This window comes from Brevundimonas sp. (assembly GCF_003248455.1).
In the GTDB taxonomy this organism is placed as follows: Bacteria; Pseudomonadota; Alphaproteobacteria; order Caulobacterales; family Caulobacteraceae; genus Brevundimonas.
Genome location: NZ_QFNM01000015.1, coordinates 1 through 21,005, shown reverse-complemented (window position 1 = coordinate 21,005; position 21,005 = coordinate 1). Strand labels below are relative to the sequence as shown.

The 21,005-nt window shown below is 69.1% G+C and carries 24 protein-coding genes; 13 read left to right on the top strand and 11 right to left on the bottom strand.

All coding sequences use genetic code 11. The annotated features are described in order from the left end of the window. Positions 1–2: 2 nt before the first annotated feature. The 3 genes from DI624_RS07280 to otsB are packed head-to-tail and all read right to left on the bottom strand — an operon-like array spanning position 3 to position 4,000. Positions 3–1,409, bottom strand: coding sequence for a trehalose-6-phosphate synthase (locus DI624_RS07280; protein WP_291537088.1), 1,407 nt, complete (start codon positions 1,407–1,409; stop codon positions 3–5). A gap of 43 nt (positions 1,410–1,452) precedes the next feature. After that, on the bottom strand, positions 1,453–3,237 hold the full coding sequence (locus DI624_RS07275) for a glycoside hydrolase family 15 protein (RefSeq protein ID WP_291537087.1): 1,785 nt from the start codon (positions 3,235–3,237) through the stop codon (positions 1,453–1,455). A 4-nt stretch (positions 3,238–3,241) separates the two neighbouring features. After that, positions 3,242–4,000, bottom strand: a complete 759-nt coding sequence (otsB, locus tag DI624_RS07270; protein ID WP_291537086.1) for a trehalose-phosphatase — start codon at positions 3,998–4,000, stop codon at positions 3,242–3,244. 173 nt (positions 4,001–4,173) lie between these two features. Between otsB and DI624_RS07265 the strand changes: the two genes are divergently transcribed. The 9 genes from DI624_RS07265 to truA all read left to right on the top strand — a co-directional run bounded on the left by DI624_RS07265 (position 4,174) and on the right by truA (position 11,278). Then, positions 4,174–5,166: a KpsF/GutQ family sugar-phosphate isomerase gene (locus DI624_RS07265; protein WP_291537085.1), complete on the top strand. Its 993-nt coding sequence runs from the start codon at positions 4,174–4,176 to the stop codon at positions 5,164–5,166. 2 nt (positions 5,167–5,168) lie between these two features. Then, entirely contained in the window at positions 5,169–6,452 is a 1,284-nt protein-coding gene (locus tag DI624_RS07260; RefSeq protein WP_291537083.1) for a glycosyltransferase family 1 protein, read from the top strand. Between the two features lie 30 nt (positions 6,453–6,482). After that, positions 6,483–7,655, top strand: coding sequence for a polysaccharide biosynthesis/export family protein (locus DI624_RS07255; RefSeq protein WP_291537082.1), 1,173 nt, complete (start codon positions 6,483–6,485; stop codon positions 7,653–7,655). Positions 7,656–7,659: 4 nt separating this feature from the next. Further along, a complete protein-coding gene (locus DI624_RS07250; RefSeq protein WP_291537081.1) occupies positions 7,660–8,247 on the top strand; it encodes a hypothetical protein in 588 nt (195 codons plus the stop codon). Between the two features lie 34 nt (positions 8,248–8,281). Then, a complete protein-coding gene (locus DI624_RS07245) occupies positions 8,282–8,683 on the top strand; it encodes an acyl-CoA thioesterase (protein ID WP_291537080.1) in 402 nt (133 codons plus the stop codon). Between the two features lie 83 nt (positions 8,684–8,766). Further along, positions 8,767–9,342 carry a peptide deformylase gene (gene def / locus DI624_RS07240; RefSeq protein WP_291537079.1) on the top strand — a complete coding sequence of 192 codons (576 nt, stop codon included), beginning with the start codon at positions 8,767–8,769 and terminating at the stop codon, positions 9,340–9,342. Next, the gene (locus tag DI624_RS07235) at positions 9,342–9,584 is read left to right on the top strand and encodes a hypothetical protein (protein ID WP_291537078.1); all 243 of its coding nucleotides are present in this window, start codon (positions 9,342–9,344) and stop codon (positions 9,582–9,584) included. Before def ends, DI624_RS07235 begins: the two co-directional genes overlap by 1 nt. A 27-nt stretch (positions 9,585–9,611) precedes the next feature. Beyond that, positions 9,612–10,535 (top strand): methionyl-tRNA formyltransferase, encoded by a 924-nt coding sequence (fmt, locus tag DI624_RS07230; protein WP_291537077.1) that lies wholly within the window; start codon positions 9,612–9,614, stop codon positions 10,533–10,535. Beyond that, positions 10,535–11,278: a tRNA pseudouridine(38-40) synthase TruA gene (truA, locus tag DI624_RS07225; protein ID WP_291537076.1), complete on the top strand. Its 744-nt coding sequence runs from the start codon at positions 10,535–10,537 to the stop codon at positions 11,276–11,278. The genes fmt and truA overlap by 1 nt, the downstream gene beginning before the upstream one ends. A gap of 199 nt (positions 11,279–11,477) precedes the next feature. On the opposite strand, the gene fabB is transcribed toward truA, so the two are convergent. The 3 genes from fabB to DI624_RS07210 form a co-directional block, all read right to left on the bottom strand. Then, positions 11,478–12,695: a beta-ketoacyl-ACP synthase I gene (gene fabB / locus DI624_RS07220; protein ID WP_291537075.1), complete on the bottom strand. Its 1,218-nt coding sequence runs from the start codon at positions 12,693–12,695 to the stop codon at positions 11,478–11,480. A 62-nt stretch (positions 12,696–12,757) separates the two neighbouring features. After that, complete coding sequence (gene fabA, locus DI624_RS07215; RefSeq protein WP_291537074.1) at positions 12,758–13,294, bottom strand: 3-hydroxyacyl-[acyl-carrier-protein] dehydratase FabA; 537 nt, start codon at positions 13,292–13,294, stop codon at positions 12,758–12,760. Positions 13,295–13,363: 69 nt separating this feature from the next. Continuing rightward, positions 13,364–13,948, bottom strand: coding sequence for an SH3 domain-containing protein (locus DI624_RS07210; RefSeq protein WP_291537073.1), 585 nt, complete (start codon positions 13,946–13,948; stop codon positions 13,364–13,366). Between the two features lie 68 nt (positions 13,949–14,016). Between DI624_RS07210 and DI624_RS07205 the strand changes: the two genes are divergently transcribed. Continuing rightward, the gene (locus DI624_RS07205; RefSeq protein WP_291537072.1) at positions 14,017–15,003 is read left to right on the top strand and encodes a D-glycerate dehydrogenase; all 987 of its coding nucleotides are present in this window, start codon (positions 14,017–14,019) and stop codon (positions 15,001–15,003) included. Here the strand turns inward: DI624_RS07205 and DI624_RS07200 are convergent. Beyond that, the gene (locus DI624_RS07200) at positions 15,000–16,202 is read right to left on the bottom strand and encodes a DUF6880 family protein (protein WP_291537070.1); all 1,203 of its coding nucleotides are present in this window, start codon (positions 16,200–16,202) and stop codon (positions 15,000–15,002) included. The genes DI624_RS07205 and DI624_RS07200 overlap by 4 nt on opposite strands. Positions 16,203–16,324: 122 nt before the next feature. On the opposite strand from DI624_RS07200, the gene DI624_RS07195 reads away from it, so the two are divergent. Further along, the gene (locus DI624_RS07195; RefSeq protein WP_291537069.1) at positions 16,325–16,576 is read left to right on the top strand and encodes a hypothetical protein; all 252 of its coding nucleotides are present in this window, start codon (positions 16,325–16,327) and stop codon (positions 16,574–16,576) included. Here DI624_RS07195 and DI624_RS07190 read toward each other — a convergent pair. Further along, positions 16,563–17,318 (bottom strand): molybdopterin-synthase adenylyltransferase MoeB, encoded by a 756-nt coding sequence (locus DI624_RS07190; protein ID WP_291537068.1) that lies wholly within the window; start codon positions 17,316–17,318, stop codon positions 16,563–16,565. The genes DI624_RS07195 and DI624_RS07190 overlap by 14 nt on opposite strands. A gap of 44 nt (positions 17,319–17,362) precedes the next feature. Continuing rightward, entirely contained in the window at positions 17,363–17,773 is a 411-nt protein-coding gene (locus DI624_RS07185; protein ID WP_291537067.1) for a BLUF domain-containing protein, read from the bottom strand. A gap of 195 nt (positions 17,774–17,968) precedes the next feature. On the opposite strand from DI624_RS07185, the gene hslV reads away from it, so the two are divergent. Further along, entirely contained in the window at positions 17,969–18,541 is a 573-nt protein-coding gene (gene hslV, locus DI624_RS07180; protein ID WP_291537065.1) for an ATP-dependent protease subunit HslV, read from the top strand. Between the two features lie 22 nt (positions 18,542–18,563). Here hslV and DI624_RS07175 read toward each other — a convergent pair whose 3' ends face one another. Beyond that, positions 18,564–18,770: a hypothetical protein gene (locus DI624_RS07175; RefSeq protein WP_291537064.1), complete on the bottom strand. Its 207-nt coding sequence runs from the start codon at positions 18,768–18,770 to the stop codon at positions 18,564–18,566. Between the two features lie 153 nt (positions 18,771–18,923). On the opposite strand from DI624_RS07175, the gene hisS reads away from it, so the two are divergent. Further along, the gene (gene hisS, locus DI624_RS07170; RefSeq protein ID WP_291537063.1) at positions 18,924–20,435 is read left to right on the top strand and encodes a histidine--tRNA ligase; all 1,512 of its coding nucleotides are present in this window, start codon (positions 18,924–18,926) and stop codon (positions 20,433–20,435) included. A 353-nt stretch (positions 20,436–20,788) separates the two neighbouring features. Here the strand turns inward: hisS and DI624_RS07165 are convergent. Next, positions 20,789–21,005, bottom strand: a 217-nt coding sequence (locus DI624_RS07165) for a M13-type metalloendopeptidase (protein WP_291537061.1), incomplete at its 5' end; no start/stop codon positions are given.

The window sequence follows — 21,005 nt, the reverse complement described above, 5'->3', positions numbered from 1 at the left end:
GATCAGGCGGCGCCCGCCAGGGGTTCGGCCGCGACCTGAACGCCCTGCAGCGCCCGCACGAAGTCGTCGCGCCAGATGCCGACGTCGGTGTCGCGCACCACCTGCATCAGGGCCTCCCATTTCCGTATCCGCTCGGCCTTGGGCATGGTCAGGGCCTTCTGGATGGCGTCGGACAGCTCCTCGCGGCTGTAGGGATTGACCAGCAGGGCCTCGCCCATCTGCTCCGCCGCGCCGGCGAAGCGCGACAGGATCAGCACGCCGGGATCGTCCGGGTTCTGGGCGGCGACATATTCCTTGGCCACCAGGTTCATGCCGTCGCGCAGCGGCGTCACCAACCCGACCCGCGCCGCGCGATAGATTCCCGCCAGCTGGTCCCGGCGATAGGTGCGGTTCAGATAGCGAATCGGCTGCCAGTCCATGTCGGCGAAGGCGCCGTTGATCCGCCCCGCCAGGGCGTCCAGCCGCGCGCGGATGTCCTGATAGCTGTCCACGTCGTCGCGCGAGATCGGCGTGACCTGCAACAGGAAGACCTCGCCGCGCATCGAGGCGTTGTCCTGAAGAAACTGCTCGTAACCCAGGAGCCGCTCCTCCAGCCCCTTGGAATAGTCCAGCCGGTCCACGCCCACGATCATCGACCGAAACGCCGCAGAGGCCGCCATCCGGTCATAGGTCCGCGCCCCGAGGGTCGAATTGCGCGCCGCCAGGAAGCCGTCCACGTCGATGCCGATCGGAAAGACCCCGGTCTGGACGCGGCGGCCGAAACACTCCAGCCCGCCGTGGCCGAACAGTTCGCCCTGCGCCTCAGACACGACATAGTCGGTGAACAGATCGCTCCATTCGCGGGTGTGGAAGCCGATCAGGTCGAAGGCGAACATCGATTCCACCAGGCGGCGGTGGTGGGGCAGCGTCACCAGGAGCTGGCGCGCCGGCCAAGGCGTGTGCAGGAAGAAGCCGATCCGGTTCTTGACCCCCAGGCGGCGCAGATCCCGCGCCATCGGGATCATGTGATAATCATGGATCCAGATGATGTCGTCCGGCTGGATCAACGGGACCAGCACCTCGGCGAAGCGGCGGTTCACCCGCTCGTAGCCTTCGCCATAGGACCGTTCGTACTGGGCCAGGTCGATCCGGTGATGGAACAGCGGCCACAGCGTCTTGTTGGCGTAGCCGTTGTAGTATTCATCGACGTCCTGGGCCTCCAGATCGACCAGGCCCACGGTGACGCCGGCGCGATCCTCGATCTTCACCTCGCCGGTCCATTGCTCGACCGTTTCGCCGGACCAGCCGAACCACAGGCCGTCGTATTTTCGCAGCGCCGCGGACAGGGCCATGGCCAGGCCGCCGGCGGACCCGGCGGCAGGGTCCGTCGGGGCGGACACCCGGTTGGAAACGACGATCAGTCGGCTCATGATTCCACTTCGTTCGGCGACCCCGGGCCCGGGGCCAGACAGATCAACGCACGTCGGTCCAGGATCGGCTCAACAACACGGCGCAATTGATGATGCCGACCAGGGAATAGGTCTGGGGGTAGTTGCCCCACAGTTCGCCGTCCTCGATCGAAATATCCTCGCTGAGCAGGCCGGCGACGGTGCGACGGTTCAGCATCTCCTCGAAGATGGCGCGGGCCTCTTCGATCCGGCCGTTCTGATGCAGCGCCTCGATGAACCAGAAGGTGCAGAAGTTGAAGGCGGTCTCCGGTTCGCCGAAGTCGTCCGGCTCGACATAGCGGAACAGAAACGGCCCCTTCTTCAGATCGCGCTCGATGGCGTCGAAGGTGGCGACCTGACGGGGGTCGTGCGCCTCCAGGAAGCTCAGGTCGGTCATCTGCAGCAGAGAGGCGTCCAGCTCGCGCCCGCCGAAGCTGGCGGCGAACCGGCCTTCGTCGGGCAGATAGGCCTCGGCCTCGATCCGTTCGCGGATGAGGCGCGCCCGCTCGCGCCAGACTTCGGCCCGGTGCGGCAGGCCCAGATGCTCCGCCGCCTTGGCCAGCCGGTCGCAGGCGGCCCAGCACATCACCGACGAATAGGTGTGGACCCGCGCGATGGTGCGGAACTCCCACAGGCCGGCGTCGGTCTGGTCATGCATGGCGAAGGCCCGCTCGCCGACCTTCTCCAGCGCATGGAAGTCGTCGATGGTGCCGGGCCGCAGCAGCCGCTGGTCGTAGAAGGCCTGAACCAGTGGCAGGACGATCTGTCCGTATACGTCGTGTTGCAGATGCTCGTGGGCCTGATTGCCGATCCGCACCGGCTTCATGCCGCGATACCCCTCGACCGTCTCGACGATGCTTTCGCCGATGCCCGGCTCCAGTCCCACGCCATAGACCGGCTGGACGTGGCCGCCTGCGGAATCGTCGACCAGGTTCCTGAGATAGACGAGATAATTCTCCAGGATGTCCACAGCGCCCAGCCGATTCAGCGCCCGCACCGTATAATAGGCGTCGCGGATCCAGCAGTAGCGGTAGTCCCAGTTGCGCCCGCTCTCCTTGAACTCGGGCACCGAGGTCGTCATGGCGGCGACGATGGCCCCCGTCTCCTCGTAGGCGCACAGTTTCAGGGTGATCGCCGCCCGGATCACCGCCTCCTGATAATCCAGCGGCAGATAGAGTTTGCGCACCCAATCCTGCCAATAGGCGACGGTGCGGTCCAGCGCCGCCTGGACGCCATGACCCACGTCCTGATCGTAACCCTCGTCCGGCCCCAGGAAGAAGGCGTGCGGCCGTTCCAGGCGGAACACCCTTTCCTCCAGAACGTGCGACACCGGACAGTCGGTGGTCAGGCGGAACGTCACCTCGGCGCACCGATAGCGGATGTGGTTGGAGCCTGAGGTGTGGGGCGCGGGCCGCGCGCCCCAGTCGGTCGCGGGCCGCAGCCGGACGCGGATGCGCGGCGTGCCCGACAACGGCCGCACGATGCGCGCGAAGGCCAGCGGCCGATAGGTCCGCGAATGTTTCGGATGGCGGGGGGCGAAGTCGATGATCTCGCACGACGACCCGTCCTTGGCCCTCATCACGGTGCGCAGGACGGGGGTGTTGCGGACATAGGCCTGTTCGATCACGGCCATCCCGTCCATCTCGATCGCCCAGAAGCCGTGGTCGGGGTCCGATCCGTCCATCAGGGCCGAGAAGACCGGATCGCCGTCGACCCGGGGCGCGCAGGCCCAGACGAAACGGCCCCGGCGGTCGATCAGGGCGCTGACCGCGCAATTGCCGATGGGAAAGAGGTCCAGGTTGGGCGTCATCGGATCAGGCCTCCGCTACGGCTTCGAGCCAGGTCAGGACATCGTCCACGTCGTCCAGGCGGTATCGCGCCGCCGTATCCCGCTCGGGGCCGACCAGAACGCCGTAGCCGCCCAGCGCCGCCGCGGCCTCGAATCCGTATTCGTCGGTCAGGTCGTCGCCCAGCATGACCGGGACCGCGCCCTGGAACGGCGCCTCGTGCATGAAGGCGGTTACGGCGGCGCCCTTGTCTGCGCCGGGGGTCTTAAGCTCCACCACCATATGCCCAGGCTGGCAGGCCAGGCCCGTCTGGTCGACCAGTGCCCGCGCCAGCGCCTTCGCCGGGCCGGCGGCGTCGGGGGCCAGGCGGTAGTGCAGGCCGACCGACACGCCCTTGTCCTCGACGATCACCCCCGGATGGTCGGCGGCGAAGACCCTGAAGGCGGCGAGCGCGCGCGCCACGCCCGGGTCGGCGACGCGTCGCTGGATCGAGCCGTCCTTCAACCGGCGCTCCAGGCCGTGAACGCCCGAGCCGGACACCAGGGCGTTGTCGGAAATCCGGTCGATCTCCGCGATGGTGCGGCCGCTGACGATGGCCACGCGCCCGTCGAGTCGGGCCTCGACCGCCTTCAGCGCCGCGGTGCGCCGCGCGACCGGCCCGACCGCATCGGGCGTCGGGGCCATCGGGGCCAGCACCCCGTCCATGTCGAGAAACAGCGCGATCCCGTCGGCGACGACAGGGGGGCGCGCAAGCAACAGTTCGGCGGCTCCGGCGTGAGACGGCATGGATCGTCAGACTCTTTAATCAACTTCCCCAGCAACGCTAACACGCCAGGGCGGCAAAGGTTGACCCGAAACCGACAAAGTCGTCTGAAAGGGAGACGCGCGCCGATGTCCGCAACTCTCGCGGAGCGCGCGCCGCGTAAACAAGGAGCGCCCGGTTGCGGGCCGCTGAGACAATGACCGAGATCGTCCATTCCGCCCCCCAGGACATCGCCGCCATGACCGATCGCGCCCGCGAGGTGGTCCGGCTGAACGTCGAAGCGCTGGAGGCGCTGGAGCGGTCCATCGACGTATCCCTGGCCCGCGCGGTCGACGTGATCATGAGCCGGCCGGGCTATGTGGTGGTCACGGGCATGGGCAAGTCGGGCCATATCGGCGGCAAGATCGCCGCGACCCTGGCCTCGACCGGCACCAGCGCCTTCTTCGTCCACCCGGCGGAAATGAGCCACGGCGACCTGGGGATGCTGCGGCCCGACGTGACGCTTCTGGCCATTTCCAACTCGGGCGAGAGCCGCGAACTGCGCGATCCGCTGATCTATTGCCAGCGCAACGACATTCCAGTGATCGCCATAACCCAACGGCCGGCCAGCTTCCTGGGCCGCAACGCGGCCGTCTGCCTGACCATGCCGCGCGTCGCCGAGGCCTGTCCCAACGGCCTGGCGCCGACCACATCGACCTTGATGACCCTGGCGCTGGGCGACGCCCTGGCCATGGTGCTGATGGACCGGCGCCAGTTCACGGCCATGGATTTCGGCCTGCACCATCCGGGCGGCGCCCTGGGCATGAGCCTGCAGAGCGTGCGGGAATGGATGGGCGACAACGCCGCCGCGCCGGCCAGCGTGCCGCTGAACGCCGATTTCGGCGAAGTCGTCTCCGCCATCACCGAGGGACGCAAGGGGGCCGTGGCGGTGCTGGACGAAAACGGCGCCCTGGCCGGGATCGTCACCGACGGCGACCTGCGCCGCGCCTTCCAGCGCGACACGACCAATCTGAAGGCGTCCGACATCATGGGCGCCAATCCGATCACCGTCGATCCCGACGCGCGGATGAGCGACGTGGTCGACCTGCTGACGGCCAACAAGATCGCCAATCTGTTCGTGGTCGAGGACGGTCGGCCAACCGCCATCGTCCATATCGCCGAACTGATGCAGGCCGGCTACGTCGCCTGATCATGCGTATTCTCTATGACGCCAGCCGGCTGATGAGCCGGGCCGACCGTTCCGCTCCGACCGGCGTGGACCGGGTCTGTCTGGCCTATGCCGAATGGTTGCTGGGAGCGCCCGGCGTCGCCGTCCTGCCGGTGCGGGGCCGCAAGAATCGGCTCGCGCCGGTCGATCCGGCCTGGTTCGGCCGCTTCGTCGCCGATCTGCGCCGCCGCTGGAACGGCGCCGCCGCTGCGCCGGCCGACCGGGCGCACGAGGCGCGGCTGCTGGACGCGCTGACGGCGCCGACGCGCCCGGCTGTGTCCGTCATCGGGGCCCCGCCGGCGCCGGTCCAGGACAGGCCCGCCGACAAGGGGCGGGTGCTGAAGCAATTCTTCCGCTCCCGCTATGTCGCGCCCTTGCCCGACGCCGACCTCTATCTGAATGTCGGCCATACCACCCTGCACGAGCCTACGGCGCTCAAGGCCCTGGAGGCGGCGGGGATCGAACGCGTCGTGCTGATCCACGATCTGATCCCCATCACCCATCCCGAATTCTGCCGACCGGGCGACGGCGACAAACACCACGCCCGCGTCGCCAACACCCTGCGCCACGCCAGCCGGATCATCGTCAACTCGGCCTATACGGGCGAGGAGTTGCAGGCCTTCGCCAGAAGGGAAGGCCTGCCTCGGCCGCCGATCCACGTCGCCCACCTGGGCCTGGAGCCGGCCTTCGCCGCCGGCGACGCGATCGCAGCGCCCCGGCCCTATTTCGTCCATGTCGGCACCATCGAGGCGCGCAAGAACCTGGCGCTGCTTCTGACCCTCTGGCGGCGGCTGGAGGAACGGCTGGGCGAGCGGACGCCGTCTCTGGTGCTGGTCGGGCGCTATGGCTGGGAGAACGAGGCGGTGCTGGACCACCTGCAACGCTCGCCCAATCTGCAAGGGGTGGTGCACCAGGCGTCCAACCTGTCGGACGCCGCCCTGGCCCGGCTGATGCGCGGCGCGCGGGCGGTCCTGGCGCCGTCGTCTGTCGAAGGGTTCGACCTGCCCGCGGTGGAGGCCTGCGCCATGGGGCTGAGGCTGATCGCCTCCGATATTCCGCCGCACCGCGAGCTGACGCCGGACGCCGAATTGATCGACCCGCTGGACGGGCTGGGCTGGATGGAGGCTATCGAGCGCGCGACCTTCGCACCGGCCGGCCCCGCCTCGGTCTACGCCGCCCCGGCCTGGAGCGGACATTTCCGCATCGTCGCCGAGGCCATCGGACTTGGACGCGCTTCGCCTCTGGCGAGCGCGGTCAAAGGCTTGTAATCAATCCGCGAACAAGGGCTTTCCCGCTTCATGACGCGCACCATCCTGCCGCTTGCCATCGTCGCCATCCTAGGCGGCTGCTCCACCCTGCCGCGCGACGGGCCGTCGGGCGCCTCGGTCAACGCCGGGGCCACCACCGCCTCGACCCTGGGCAGCTACGCCCTGGTGCCGCTGACCTATGAGGTGACGGAGCGGATCAAACAGGTTCCGCCCCAATTCTTCGGCTCCCTGGCCGCCGGCTCCAGCGACCAGCCCGCCGATGTGATCGGCGAGGGCGACACCCTGGCCATCTCCATCTTCGACCCGTCCGGGTCGCTGTTCGGCGGAAGCCTGGGGGCCGGCTCGACGTCGGGCCGCAGCGCCGCGACCCTGTCGGGCGGCAATCAGGCCTTGCCGGGGGCGACGGTCGACCGCAGCGGATCGGTTACGATCCCGTTCGGCGGCCAGGTCCGCGTCCAGGGCCTGACCTCCACCCAGGCGGCGGCGGCCATCCGGCGCGCCCTGGTCGGCAAGGTCGCCAATCCTCAGGTGCTGGTCTCGGTCGTCGGCAATGCCTCCAACACCGTCAATGTGCTGGGCGACGTGCGCCAGCCGGGCCGCGCGCCGCTGGGCGTCAACAGCGACCGCATCCTGGACGTCATCGCGGCGGCCGGCGGATCGGCCCGCACCACCGACGACCTGATTATCAGCATCCAGCGCGAAGGCCGCACCTACACCGCCCCCTTGTCGGCGGTCACGACCGAGTTCGGCGAGAACGTGCGCCTGCAACGCGGCGACGTGGTCAACGTCCAGTACAAGCCCCGCCGCTTCTCCACTTTCGGCGGTCTGAACGCCGTGACCCAGGTCGACATGCCGGCCGGTCCGATGACCCTTACGGGGGCCATGTCCAAGGTCGGCGGCTTGAACACCAATACGGCCAATGCGCGCCGGGTGCTGATCTTCCGTTTCGAACGCCCCGAAGTGGCCCAGGCCCTGGGGATCAGCCAGCCCGCCACCCCGCGCGGTGTTCCGGTGGTGTACCAGTTGGACTTCGCCGACGCCGCCAATGTCTTCGCCGCGACCAATATGCAGGTCATGCCCGAGGACGTGATCTACGTGCCCCTGGCCGGCGCCGCGGAGATGCGCAAATTCTTCGAAGTGGTGCAGAGCCTGACGCGCGTGGTCTACGACGTGTCCGTGACCAGCACGCTGAACAACAACTGAGCCCGTGGCAGGCGGGCGACTGTCGATCCGGGGCCTGTTTCGACAAAGGCCCGCCGACGTCCCGCCCGCCGACCGGGTCAATCCGTTCGAGCGGCCGGAGGCGGCGCCGGCCGAGCCCGATCCGCTCAGCCTTGCGCTGGACGAGATCGAGGCCGGCGCTTTGGACATCTACGCCAAAGGGGGGTTGCCCACTCAGGGCGGCCACTACCGACGCGGGACGGACGGCGACGGCTGGCGTTTCGTCGCCGCCGAACTGACGCCCCAGGAGCGGTTCGCCCTGGCGCTGGAGCATCCGCCGGAGCAGGGCTGGCGCTTCGCGCGCCTTCAAGATCTGGGCGCGCGATCCGAACGCGAGGATTTGCGCGCCGCCTCGCGTCTGCTGGGCGACATCGCCCGCCTCAGGGCCTCGCGCCGCGAGGTCCTGACCCGGGATCATCTGCTGACGGCGATGGAACTGGGGGCCGCCTGGCGGGCGCTGCGCGACGCCCAGCCGATCCGCGCCTCGCGCCTGTCGCTTTCCGTGCCGGACGCGCCGGAACCGTCAGCCCCGCCGAGGCCGACCGCACGCGACAAGCGGCGAAAGCCGCGTTAAGGACCCCGTCTCCCCGCTCACAAGGCTTTTCCCCATGTCCGACGCCCCCGAACAGCCGCCCGCCTTCCAGCCCGTCGGCCGCATCATCGCCATGCCCGCCGACACCAACCCCGAAGGCGACATCTTCGGCGGCTGGCTGCTGGCGCATATGGACCTGGCGGGGGCGACCCCGGCGTTCGAACTGGCCTGCGGGCGCTGCGCCACAGTGGCGTTGGACAGCATGGTCTTCCACCAGCCCGTCTCGGTCGGCGACGAGGTCAGCATCTACGCCCATGTCATCGGCTCGGGCCGCACCTCGATCCGCGTCCATGTCGAGGCCTGGAAGCGCGCGCGGGGCCAGCCCCAGGCCGCCTCGGCGCGCGTGACCCAGGGCGTCTTCACCTATGTCGCCATCGACCAAGATCGCAAGCCCCGCGCGCTTCCCGACAAGGCCTGAAACGGGGCGGAAAGGGCGCGACAAATCCAAGCCCGCCGCTGGGAAATCTTGACCTGGCGCCGGGGCGCGCCTACGTCCCGGCCATGGCCATCCGACGCATCCTCACCATCGACAACGCCGCCGACCTGGCGATCCTGAAGCAGGTCTCCAAGCCCGTGGCGGCGGTGGACGACGCCGTCCGCGCCCTGATGGACGACATGCTGGAGACCATGTACGACGCGCCCGGCATCGGCCTGGCCGCCGTGCAGATCGGGGCCCTGGACCGGGTCATCGTCATGGATCTGGGCGACAAGGACGGCGTGGTCTGCGAGACCGAGGAAGAGGCCGCCGAAAACGCCGAGGCGCGCAAGAACCCGCGCTTCTTCGCCAACCCCGAAATCCTGTGGGCTTCGGACGAGCTTTTCACCTACGAGGAAGGCTGTCTGTCGATCCCGGAGTATTTCGACAAGGTGGAACGCCCCGCCCGCGTCCGCATTCGCTATCTGAACCGTGACGGTCAGTCGGTGGAGGAGGAGGCCGAAGGTCTCTACGCCGTCTGCATCCAGCACGAGATGGACCATTTGAACGGCGTGCTCTTCATCGACCACCTGTCGCGGTTGAAGCGGGATCGCGCCGTGACCAAGGTCAAGAAGGCCGCCAAGGACAGGATCGCCGCCTGATGAAACGCACCGCCCGCCCCCTTCCGCGCCGCGGCCAGTCGCTGGTCATCGACACCGAAGGCCGTCGTCGCCTGACGCGCAGCCAGAAGGTCGGCGTCGCCGGCGTGGCGACCCTGGCGGGCGTGGCCCTGATCGGCGTGGTCGCGGGCCTGCTGCTGGACCGGCTGCTGGACTTCGACGACGCCCTGGACGCGGGCGGCGAGTGGGACGAAGGCGGCGGCGTCTTCACCCGCTGGCAGTAAGCGCCGCAACGTTCTAAAGGCGTGCCCATGCGCCTTGCCTTCATGGGAACTCCCGACTTCGCCGTGCCGTCCCTGGCCGAGTTGATCGCCTCGGGCCACGAGATCGTCGCCGTCTATTCGCAGCCGCCGCGCCCCAGGGGCCGGGGCCAGAAGCTGACGCCGTCGCCGGTCCACGCCTTCGCCGAGACCATGGCCCTGCCTGTCTTCACGCCGGAATCGATGAAGGCCCGGGAGGTGGTCGAGACCTTCCAGAGCCTGGACCTGGACGCCGCCTGCGTGGTCGCCTACGGCCAGATCCTGAAGCCGGAGGTCCTGGAGGCGCCGCGTCTGGGGTGCCTGAACCTGCATGGCTCCCTGCTTCCGCGCTGGCGCGGAGCGGCCCCGATCCAGCGGGCCATCATGGCCGGGGACAGGCAGACCGGCGTCCAGATCATGCAGATGAGCGAAGGGCTGGACGAGGGTCCGATCCTGCTCAGCGAACGGATGGACATTCATCCCGACGACACGGCCGCGACCCTGTCCGAGCGCATGGCCCATGTCGGCGCCGCGCTCTGGCCCCGCGCCCTGGCCGCCATCGAACGCGGCGGGGTCACGCCATCGGATCAGGTCGGCGGGCCGACCTACGCCAGGAAGATCACGCCGGCCGAGACCCGGATCGACTGGACCCGCCCGGCGGCCGAGATCGACGCCCATATCCGCGGCCTGTCGCCCTTCCCCGGCGCCTGGTTCGAGGCGCCCTCCGCGACGGGTCCGGTGCGGATCAAGGCCCTGCTGTCCGCCCTGGCAGCCGGCTCAGGCGCTGCGGCAACGGTGCTGGATGACGCCCTGACCGTGGCCTGCGGCGACGGCGCCGTGCGTCTGATCCGCGTCCAGCGCGAGGGCAAGGCGGCGCAATCGGCCGAGGAGATGCTGCGCGGCTTTCCCCTGACGGCCGGGACCGTGCTCGGCTGATGCCGCGCTACAAGCTGATCCTCGAATACGACGGCACGGCCTACAACGGCTTTCAGGCCCAGGACGGCCAGTCGACGGTGCAGGGGGCGATCGAGGACGCCGTCCACGCCTTTTCCGGCGAACGCATCCGCATCGCCGCCGCCGGGCGCACCGACACCGGCGTCCATGCGACGGCCCAGGTGATCCACGCCGATCTGGAGCGCGACTGGCCCCCCGCCACGGTCCTGAACGCGATGAACGCCCATCTGGCGCGCCAGGACGTCTGCGTGCTGGAGGCCGCCTATGCGCCCGATCCCGACTGGCACGCCCGGTTTTCGGCCACCGGGCGGGGCTATCTGTACCGCATCCTGAACCGCCGCCCCCAGCCGGTGCTGGAGCGCGACCGGGTCTGGCACGTCAAGAAGACGCTGGACGCCGAGGCCATGCACCATGCCGCCCAGGTCCTGGTGGGCCATCACGACTTCACCACCTTCCGCGACGTGGCCTGCCAGTCCAAGTCGCCGGTCAAGTCGCTGGACGTGGCCCGCGTCAGCCGCTTCGGCGAGGAGGTGCACCTGGTCTTCCAGGCGCGCAGCTTCCTGCACCGTCAGGTCCGGTCGATGGCCGGCACCCTGGTCGAAGTGGGCCTGGGCCGCTGGACCGCCCGCGACGTCAAGGCGGCGCTGGAGGCGAAGGACCGCGCCCGCTGCGGCCCCGTCGCCCCTTCCGCCGGCCTCTATCTCAGCGGCGTGCGCTACGATTGAACCCCGCCTGTGGGTGCGTCAGCCGCGCTTCCGCGCCAGCACCTCGGCGATCAGGCTTGCGTTCAGGGCCGCGTTCTCCCTCAGGATGTCGCTTGAGACGAATACGCCCGGTCTATCCAAAGGGTGCGCCGCCGTTGCGCGCCCGGGGAGTCTGGATCCGAGGACAAGCCTTGGGATGACGTAAAATACGCAGGCGGCCTCAAACCTTGGACAGGATCAGCGTGCCGTTGGTGCCGCCGAAGCCGAAGCTGTTGGACATGACGTGGGTCAGTTCGCCGTCGTGGCGCTGGCGCAGGATCGGCATCCCCTCGAAGGCCGGATCGAGGTTTTCGATATGGGCGCTTTCGGCGGCGAAGCCGTTCTGCATCATCAACAGGCAGTAGATGGCTTCCTGCGCCCCCGCCGCGCCCAGGCTGTGGCCCGTCAGCGACTTGGTCGAGGAGATCATCGGCGTCTGGTCGCCGAAGACGGCCCGGACGGCCTCCATCTCCTTGGCGTCGCCCACGGGGGTCGAGGTGCCGTGCGGGTTCAGATAGTCGATCTTCGGATTGCCGGCCTGTTCCAGCGCGATCTTCATGCAGCGCTGGGCGCCCTCGCCCGAGGGGGCCACCATGTCGTAGCCGTCAGCGTTGGCGCCATAGCCGGTGACTTCGGCGTAAATGGTCGCGCCGCGCGCCCTGGCCCGCTCGTATTCCTCCAGCACCACGATCCCCGCGCCGCCTGCGATGACGAAGCCGTCGCGATCCTTGTCATAGGCGCGCGAGGCGACCGATGGGGTCGCGTTGAAGTCGGACGACATGGCGCCCATGGCGTCGAACATATTCGACATGGACCAGTCGATGTCCTCGCAGCCGCCGGCGAAGACCACGTCCTGCTTGCCCCACTGGATCTGTTCGACCCCGGCGCCGATGCAGTGGGCCGAGGTCGCGCAGGCCGAGGAGATCGAATAGTTGATCCCGCGCATCTGGAACCAGGTCGACAGCACCGCCGAAGGACCGCTGGCCATGGCCTTGGGCACGGCGAACGGGCCGATGCGCTTGGGCGAGGACTTCTCGACCGTGGTCGCCGCCGCCTGCAGGATCACCTGGGTCGAGGGGCCGCCCTCGCCCACGATCAGGCCGATGCGGTCGTCCTTGATCTCGTCCGCCGTCATGCCCGACGACTTCAGCGCCTCTTCGAAGGCGATGTGCGCCCAGGCCGTGCCGTTGGCCAGGAAACGGGCGGCGCGACGATCGACCAGTTCTTCCCACGGACCGATCCTGGGCGGCGCCCAGACCTGGCTGCGGAAGCCGTATTTGGCGTGATCGGAGGCGTGGACGACGCCCGACCGCGCCTCCCGCAGCGATTGGGTCACTTCCTCGGCGCCATGGCCGATGGAGGAGACGATGCCCAGGCCGGTGACGACGACACGACGCATGGTGTTTCCTTCTGAATGCTTTCGACCCGAAGGTCCTCCGCCTCGCGACGGAATATAGGGGCTCAGCCGCCGATTGGCTCATCCTTGGCGGCGCCAAATAGTCCCACCCGCATGTCGTTGCAGGTGTAGATGACCTGGCCGTCGGCCTCCAGCACGCCATCGGCGATGCCCATGACCAGCTTCCTGTTGATGACGCGCTTCAGGTGGATCCTGTAGACCACCTTCTTGACGTCCGGCGTCACCTGGCCGGTGAACTTGACCTCGCCGACGCCGAGCGCGCGCCCGCGGCCTGGCCCGCCGATCCAGCCCAGATAGAAGCCGACCAACTGCCACATGGCGTCCAGGCCCAGGCAGCCCGGCATGACCGGATCGCCGATGAAGTGGCACTGGAAGAACCAGAGCTCCGGATTGATGTCCAGTTCGGCCTCGACATAGCCCTTGCCGTGGTCGCCGCCATCCGCATTGATCGTGACGATCCGGTCGAACATCAGCATCGGCGGGGCGGGCAGCTGAGCATTGCCCGGACCGAACAGTTCGCCGCGGCCCGAGGCGAGCAGGGCCTCGTGATCGAAGGACGAGGGATATTGGGACTGGGTCAAGGCGCTTCCGTTTCTTAAGGCGTTGCGCGCGGGTTACACGACCGCGCCGCTTCGCTCAACAGCGGGGCGTCAGTTGCGGCCGGCGCCTGCCGGCCGGTTGGCGTTGCACAGGGCCCGTTCCTGGGTGCCGAACACCGCGCGCTGGGGCGTCCAGCCTTCCATCCGACGCGCCCGGACCTTGCACCAGCCGTCCTCGCATTCGTCCAGGGCGATCAGGGCGCGCGGCGACAGCCGGGCGCGGACGGAAGCGGTCTCGGACCGGCCCGAGCGGATGGGGATTTCCTGGGCCGTCGTGTTGAAGACATAGCGCCGCCCCGAGGACACGGTGCGGTGGATCCAGGCCACGGCCCCGTCGGGGTCGCAGATCTTGCGCCACTCGCTGGTCTCAGCGACCACCTGCACCGGCAGGCCGGCGGCGCGGTATTCCCACAGGATCGGATAGTCCAGACCCGGTCCCTGGCGCGCGCGCACGTGCGACGACTTCAGCGAGATCCAGCGCGGCACCTGAAGTCCCGTGGGCGTGGGGCGCCCGTCGGGCATGGTCGCGCCCGCGCCGGTTCCCACGCCGAGCAGGACGCCCAGACCCAGAACGGCGAGAACGGCGGCGATGCGGCGTCGCAGACTTTGGAAGATGGCGGCGGCTTTGCTAGACACTGGATGGAACGACCCGTCGCGCGGGCTTTCGTCCCTTAAGAACCGCCGCCCGCAAACCAAGGCCCAGAATGTCCGCCCGCAAGCTTAAGGTCGTATTAACCAGACGTCTGCCCGACGCCGTCGAGACGCGGATGCGCGAGCTGTTCGACGCCGAGTTGAACCTGAAGGACCAGCCGATGGACCGCGCCGCCCTGACCGCCGCCGTCCAGCGCGCCGAGGTTCTGGTGCCCACCATCACCGACGTCATCGACGCCGACCTGATCAATGGGGCGGGCGAGCAGTTGAAGATGATCGCCAACTTCGGCGCGGGCGTGGACCATATCGACATCGACGCGGCGGTGGCGCGCGGCATCATCGTCACCAACACCCCCGGCGTCCTGACCGAGGACACCGCCGACTTGGCCATGAGCCTGATCCTGGCCGTCAGCCGCCGCATCGTCGAGGGCGCCCAGGTCGTCGCCGAGGGCCGGTTCGAGGGCTGGACCCCGACCTGGATGTGCGGGCGCAAGCTGTGGGGCAAGCGGCTGGGGATCGTGGGCATGGGCCGGATCGGCCAGGCCCTGGCCCGCCGCGCCAAGGCCTTCGGCCTGCAGGTCCATTATCACAACCGCAAGCCCGTCCCGGCCCTGATCGAGGAAGAACTGGGCGGGACCTATTGGGACGATCTGGACCAGATGCTGGCGCGGATGGACATCGTGTCGCTGAATTGCCCGGCGACCAAGGACACCCATCACCTGCTGTCGGCCGCACGGCTGTCCAGGCTCCAGCCCCACGCCATCCTGATCAACACGGCGCGCGGCGAACTGATCGACGAGGCGGCCCTGGCCCAGGCCGTGGCCATGCGGGCGGTCTCCGGCGTGGGACTGGACGTGTTCGAGAACGAGCCGGACATCCATCCCGGCCTGTTGGGCCAGCCGAACGTGGTGCTTCTGCCCCACCTGGGTTCGGCGACGCTGGAGGCGCGTCAGGACATGGGCGACCGCGTCATCGCCAATGTCATGACCTATCAGAACGGCCACCGCCCGCCCGACCGCGTCATCCCGGCGATGCTTTAGGCCGAGGCCAGCAGCCGCTCGGCGGCCTGGGGGTATTTTTGCCCCAGCCGCGCCGCCCAATCGGCCTTGAGGGGCAGAGGCGCGCGCACCTCCCCGATCCGACGCTCGACCAGGGCGGCGGCCTCGCGGTGGGCGGGCCAGTCCATCAGAAACCCGAGCGCCGTCTCGAAATCCGCATAGGCGGCAGCATGGGCCAGGGCGCGATCCAGCGCCTCCACGTCGTCGAAGTCGGGCAGGCGGGCCAGATAGGCCCGCAGCGCCGGGGCCGACAGGTCGCGTTCGAACAAGGCCCAGCGCAATTCCTGCGCCTCGTCCTTGCGGCCCTCCGCCTCCATCAGGTCGATCGAGGCGGCCTCCCACGCCGAGGTCAGGCGCGGGGCGCCGCTTGGCGAGCGGCCGAAGGTCCAATGGCGATTGGCCGGCGACGGTTGCAACGCGGCCTCCAGCGCCTTGCGCGCCTCGGCGACACGGCCCGCGATCAGCAGGCGTCGCGCCATGACGGCGGCGAAGTCGGGCGATCCGCGCTCCTCCGGCGTGACCAGCGACAGCCACAGATTCAAGTCGTCCGCCCGGTCGGCCAGGCGCCGCAGGACCGTGCGAATCCCGCGCGCGCCGGACGCCGTGTCCAACCCCTCCAACAGACGACGCGCCACGGGCGGGGTCAGGGCCTCGCCGCCCGCGCCGATCCAGCGGGCGTAGTCCAGCGGATGGTCCTGGATCGCCTGGACCAGGCGTTCGGCGACCCCGGAATCGCCCTCGATGGCCGCCTCGGCCGCCCGCCAAAGCGCCGGCGCGGCTGTTTCGAAGGCGTCCGCCACCTCGCCGCGCGGATCCTTGACCCGCATCGACAGACTGCGGAACAGGTCGAACCAGGCCAGACGACGCTCCAGCCCCTCGGCGGGCGACAGGCGGCTCAGGGTCTCGACGCCTTCGTTCAGGACCGCCAGATCGCGCAGGAGGTCGGGCCGCTTGCGCCACGACACCCGCGCCCGGCCGGCCGCCAGGGTCGCCAATCGTTTGTCCAACTCCAGCGCCAGGGCGTCCGCGCCCGCCTCTCCCGCCAGGATCAGCCGCAGACGACGTTTCAGGATCGGGTCCGCATCGGCCGCCTGCATCAGCAGCTCGCCCAGCCGGTCCGCCCCCAGTCCGCTCAGATTGGCGGCGTTCAGACGTTTGGGCGCGGCGGGTCTGCGGGCCATCGGGCCTCCTCTTTTCACACGTCTGTCGAACGCGCCTTATACGGCTGTCGAAAACCACGGGCATCAGCGGAACCGCCCCGGACGGACTTCGTTTCCGGCGTCCTGTTCAAGGAAGTATCGCGTTGGATTCCTACTATTGCATCGTCAACCTGCCCGGCGCGCCGGTCAGGGACATCTGCGTTCTGGACGCCTCGGACGATCAGTCGGCCAATCGGGCGCTCGAGGACGTGGCGCGCAACTGGGCCGGGTTCGAGACCCTGTATCTCTATTGCGGCGAGCGGCTGGTCACGGTTCTGAGCAATCCCGCCCTGGGGTTCGCCGCGCCGCTGAACGATCTGGACCTGGCCGACGTGCGCTTCCTCAACGCCGCCTGACCTGTCCGCCGCCGCAGACCGGACAGGTCGGATCGGCCGCGACCCGGACCGTGCGCCCCGCGCCCGCCAGGCCGTCGTAGAGCATCAGCCGCCCCGTCAGCGTCTGGCCCGCCCCGGCGATCAGCTTGATCGCCTCCAGGGCCGCCATGGACCCGATCACCCCGGCCAGGGCGCCGACCACCCCGACGCGGGCGCAAGTCTCCGCATCCGGCGGAATATCGGGAACCAGACATTGATAGCAGGGCCGGCCGGCGAACACCCCGACCTGTCCGCTCCAGCGCCCCAGGGCGCCCGACACCAAGGGGCGGCCCGCCGCCACGCAGGCGGCGTTGACGCACAGCCGCGTCTGGAAATCGTCGGTTCCGTCCAGCACCAGGTCGTAGGCCGCGATCCGCTCGGTCGCATTGGCCGGGGTCAGGCGTTCGGCGTGAGTTTCGACGGCGACATGAGGGTTCAGCCCCCTCAGCCGATCCGCCGCCGCCGCGACCTTGGCCTTCCCGACCTCGTCGGTCGAAAAGGCGATCTGGCGCTGAAGATTGGACAGGCCCACCGCATCGTCGTCGATCAGCCCGAGCGTCCCCACGCCCGCCGCCGCCAGATAGAGGGCGGCAGGCGAGCCCACGCCGCCGACGCCGACGATCAGCACGCGCGCGCGCTTCAGCGCCTGCTGCCCCGGCCCGCCCACCTCGGACAGGACCAGGTGGCGCGCATAGCGTTCGACTTCGTCTTCGGAAAAGATCACGCCCCCATCTAGCGATCCCGGCGAGGGATCGCGAGGGGCGACCGTCACACGGCGCCCGCCGCCGCAGGCGCGATCTCGGCCAGCAGTCGGTCCAGCGCGGCCTCCCCGTCGGTCCCTTCGAAGTCCGACGCCAGGAAATGCGCTATGCCCGGCGTCGCCTCGACGCGCGCCATGGCCCAGTCGGGGAACATCCGCGCGGCGACGGCCCGGTCATCGACAATGCGCAGGCCGGAATGGCGGCCGTCCGCCCGCACGCGCGCAAGCGTCCGGTCCAGGTCGACGCGGGCGCCTTCCAGCACCTGCAGGAAGCGGCCGTCGTGGCGCATCAGGACGCCGGTCAGCTGATCGCGCCGGTTGTTGCGGTCCGACACGCCGATGATGTCGACCAGGGGCATCAGGCCGGACGCGGCCGGGCCGGCGGCCTCGCTGACATAGACGACGCGGAACAGGGCCATGGACTCACTCATACGCAACTGTGGGCCGCGGCCCGGCCGCAGAGTGCTAGGCCAAGAGCATTAATAGATTGCAGCAGGGGTCCGGCGTCCAGCGATCGTCCTGGCGGGGCCCCGACCCGGGCCATCAGGCGCGCGTCGGCATCGGTTCCGAGGCCCGGGCTTGATCGGCCGCGCCGTCCTGTCCATCTGTCGGACATGACCCGATCCTTCGACCCGACCGCATCCGCCTTTCCCGACTGGCACGGCACGACCATTCTGGCGGTGCGCAAGAACGGCCGCACGGTGATCGCCGGCGACGGCCAGGTCTCGATGGGCCCGACCATCGTCAAGGGCGCCGCGCGCAAGGTGCGCACACTGGCCGGCGGCAAGGTGCTGGCCGGTTTCGCCGGCGCCACGGCCGACGCCTTCACCCTGATCGAACGGCTGGAGGCCAAGCTGGAGCAGTATCCAGACCAGTTGGCCCGCGCCTGCGTCGACCTGGCCAAGGACTGGCGCACCGACCGCTATCTGCGCCGCCTGGAGGCGATGCTGCTGGTGGCGGACAAGTCGTCGATCTTCACCGTCACCGGCGTCGGCGACGTGCTGGAGCCGGAATACGGCGTCGCGGCCGTCGGCTCGGGCGGCAATTACGCCCTGTCGGCCGCCCGCGCCCTGATCGAGGAAACCGACCTCGACGCCGAACAGATCGCCAGAAAGGCGATGAAGATCGCCGCCGAAATCTGCGTCTACACCAATGGCAATCTGACGGTGGAGACGCTGGAGTCCTGATGCGCGCCGGGCCTCGCCTGGCTCATCGCGCGTCGTCCTGCGCCCCTTCGTCGGCGACCGGATAGCCCTGGGCCGAGGCCCAGGTTCGGGCTTCGCGTATCGAAAAGAAGGCGCCATCATGACGACGCCGCGCCCCGCCGTCCTCCACCAGTTCGCATTCCCACCATCGGATGGTGCGGCGATCCGAGGTGTTGCAGGTCCGGGCGACGAGAAGGGCGTGGGGCGTCATGCCACGCTTCAACGAAGGGCCTCGGGGCCGGTTCCTCCGGCGCGCCGATTTATCGTTTCCAGCCAAGCCCTTGCGCCGAAAAGGCCCGGCGGAGCGGGCCTAGCCTGGCCGGCGCAATTTGCGGTCGCCCTCCCCTTGGCTTAAGCGCGCGCCATGAGCAAAGCCGACACCCCTTCGTCAGCCTCGGGTCCGACCCGCCCCCTCGCGCGCAATCCTCGCGGTTTCGCCGACAAGCGCGGCCGCGACCTGACCGCCGAGCGCCGCATCGTGGCGCGCGTGTCCCAGGTCTACGAGCGCTGGGGTTTCGAGCCGCTGGAGACGCCGGCCTTCGAATACGCCGATGCGCTCGGCAAGTTCCTGCCCGACGCCGACCGTCCCAACGAGGGCGTCTTCGCGCTTCAGGACGACGCGGGGTCGGACGAGCCGGGCGAGTGGATGGCCCTGCGCTACGACCACACCGCGCCCCTGGCCCGGTTCGCGGCCCAGACCTGGGAGACCCTGCCCAAGCCGTTCCGGCGCTACGCGTATGGCCCCGTCTGGAGGAACGAGAAGCCCGGCCCCGGCCGCTTCCGCGAGTTCTGGCAATGCGACGCCGACACCGTCGGCTCGGACCGGCCGGAAGCGGACGCCGAAATCATCGCCATGGCCTGCGAGGGCCTGGGCGGCGCCGGGCTCGACGCCGGCCAGGCCCAGATTCGCGTCTCCAACCGCAAGCTGTTCGACGGCCTGTTCGACGCGGGCGGCGTGACCGAGGCCGGTCGGCGCCTGACGGCCCTTCGCGCCATCGACAAGTTCGACCGCCTGGGCTGGGACGGCGTGGTCCAACTGCTGGGCGAAGGCCGCCTGGACGAGTCCGGCGACTACACCAAGGGCGCGCAACTGCCCGCCAAGGTCACGGCGGCTATCGAAGCCTTCCTGGCCTCGGCCAATACGCCGGGCCTGTCGCGGGCCGAGACCCTGGACGCCGTGGCCCGCTCGGGCGACCTGGGCGCGGCGGGCGAGGCGGCGCTGAACGAACTGGCCTCCGTCGACCGGGCGCTGAACGCCATGTCGGTCGGGCAGGAAGCGGTCAAGTTCGATCCGACCATCGTGCGGGGCCTGGAATATTACACAGGGGCCGTGTTCGAGGCCGAACTGCTGCTGGACACCGTCGACGACAAGGGCCGGCCGGTGCGGTTCGGCTCCATCGGCGGGGGCGGCCGCTACGACGACCTGGTCGCCCGCTTCACCGGCCAGAGCGTGCCGGCGACCGGTTTCTCCTTCGGCGTGTCGCGTCTGGCCTCGGCCCTGCGCGCTGCCGGTCGCGGCGCCGAGGATGCGACGCGGGGCCCGGTCGTGGTCATCGTCTTCTCGGAGGACGATATGTCCCACTATCTAGACGCCGTCGCCGAACTGCGCGCCGCCGGGATCGCCGCCGAGCTTTATCTGGGTCGCGCCGGCATGAAGGCCCAGATGAAATACGCCGACCGGCGCGGAGCCCCCGCCGTGGTCATCCTGGGCGGAGACGAGATCGCGGCGGGCGAGGTCACGATCAAGGACCTGGACGCCGGGCGCGCCGCCGCCGCCGCCATCGCCGACAACGACGCCTGGAAGGCCGCGCGCCCGGGCCAGATGACGATCCGACGCGACGGGCTGATAACGGCGATCAAGGTTATTATCGAATAAGTTTCGATAATACTGGGCGACGAAAATGGGTTATCAGCGATAAGTCGAAGAAAGTTCGACTTTGGTGAAACGGGCCGTTGACGACCGACCGGCCCTTGCGTCAAATGAACTCACTCGAGAGCAAGCGTTGCTCAAGCGCGCAGCACTCGAAGGCGTTTCGGGGAGGAAACGTCCGCTCTTTAAAGAGCAAGATAGCCCGCTGCGATGTATCCCCCGCAGCGGGCTTTTCTATGCCTGAAATCCAGTTGCGACCTTGGGGTTGAAGGCCCGTGGAGCCTTGGGCCAGCGACGAGGCAGGCAAGAAAAAGGCCGGGGCGAACCCCGGCCTTTTCCGTCTATAGAAGACCCGTCGCCTACCAGATGCGAACGCGCTGGTCCGGCGTCAGATAGTATTTGGTTCCCGGCTGGACGTCGAAGGCGTCGTACCAGGCGTCCACGTTCCGCAGCGGGCCGATGACGCGGAACTGGGCGGCCGAGTGCGGGTCGGTGGCGACCTGCTGCTTCAGCGCCTCGTCGCGATACTTCGACTGCCAGACCTGGGCCCAGCCGTAGAAGAAGCGCTGGTCGCCG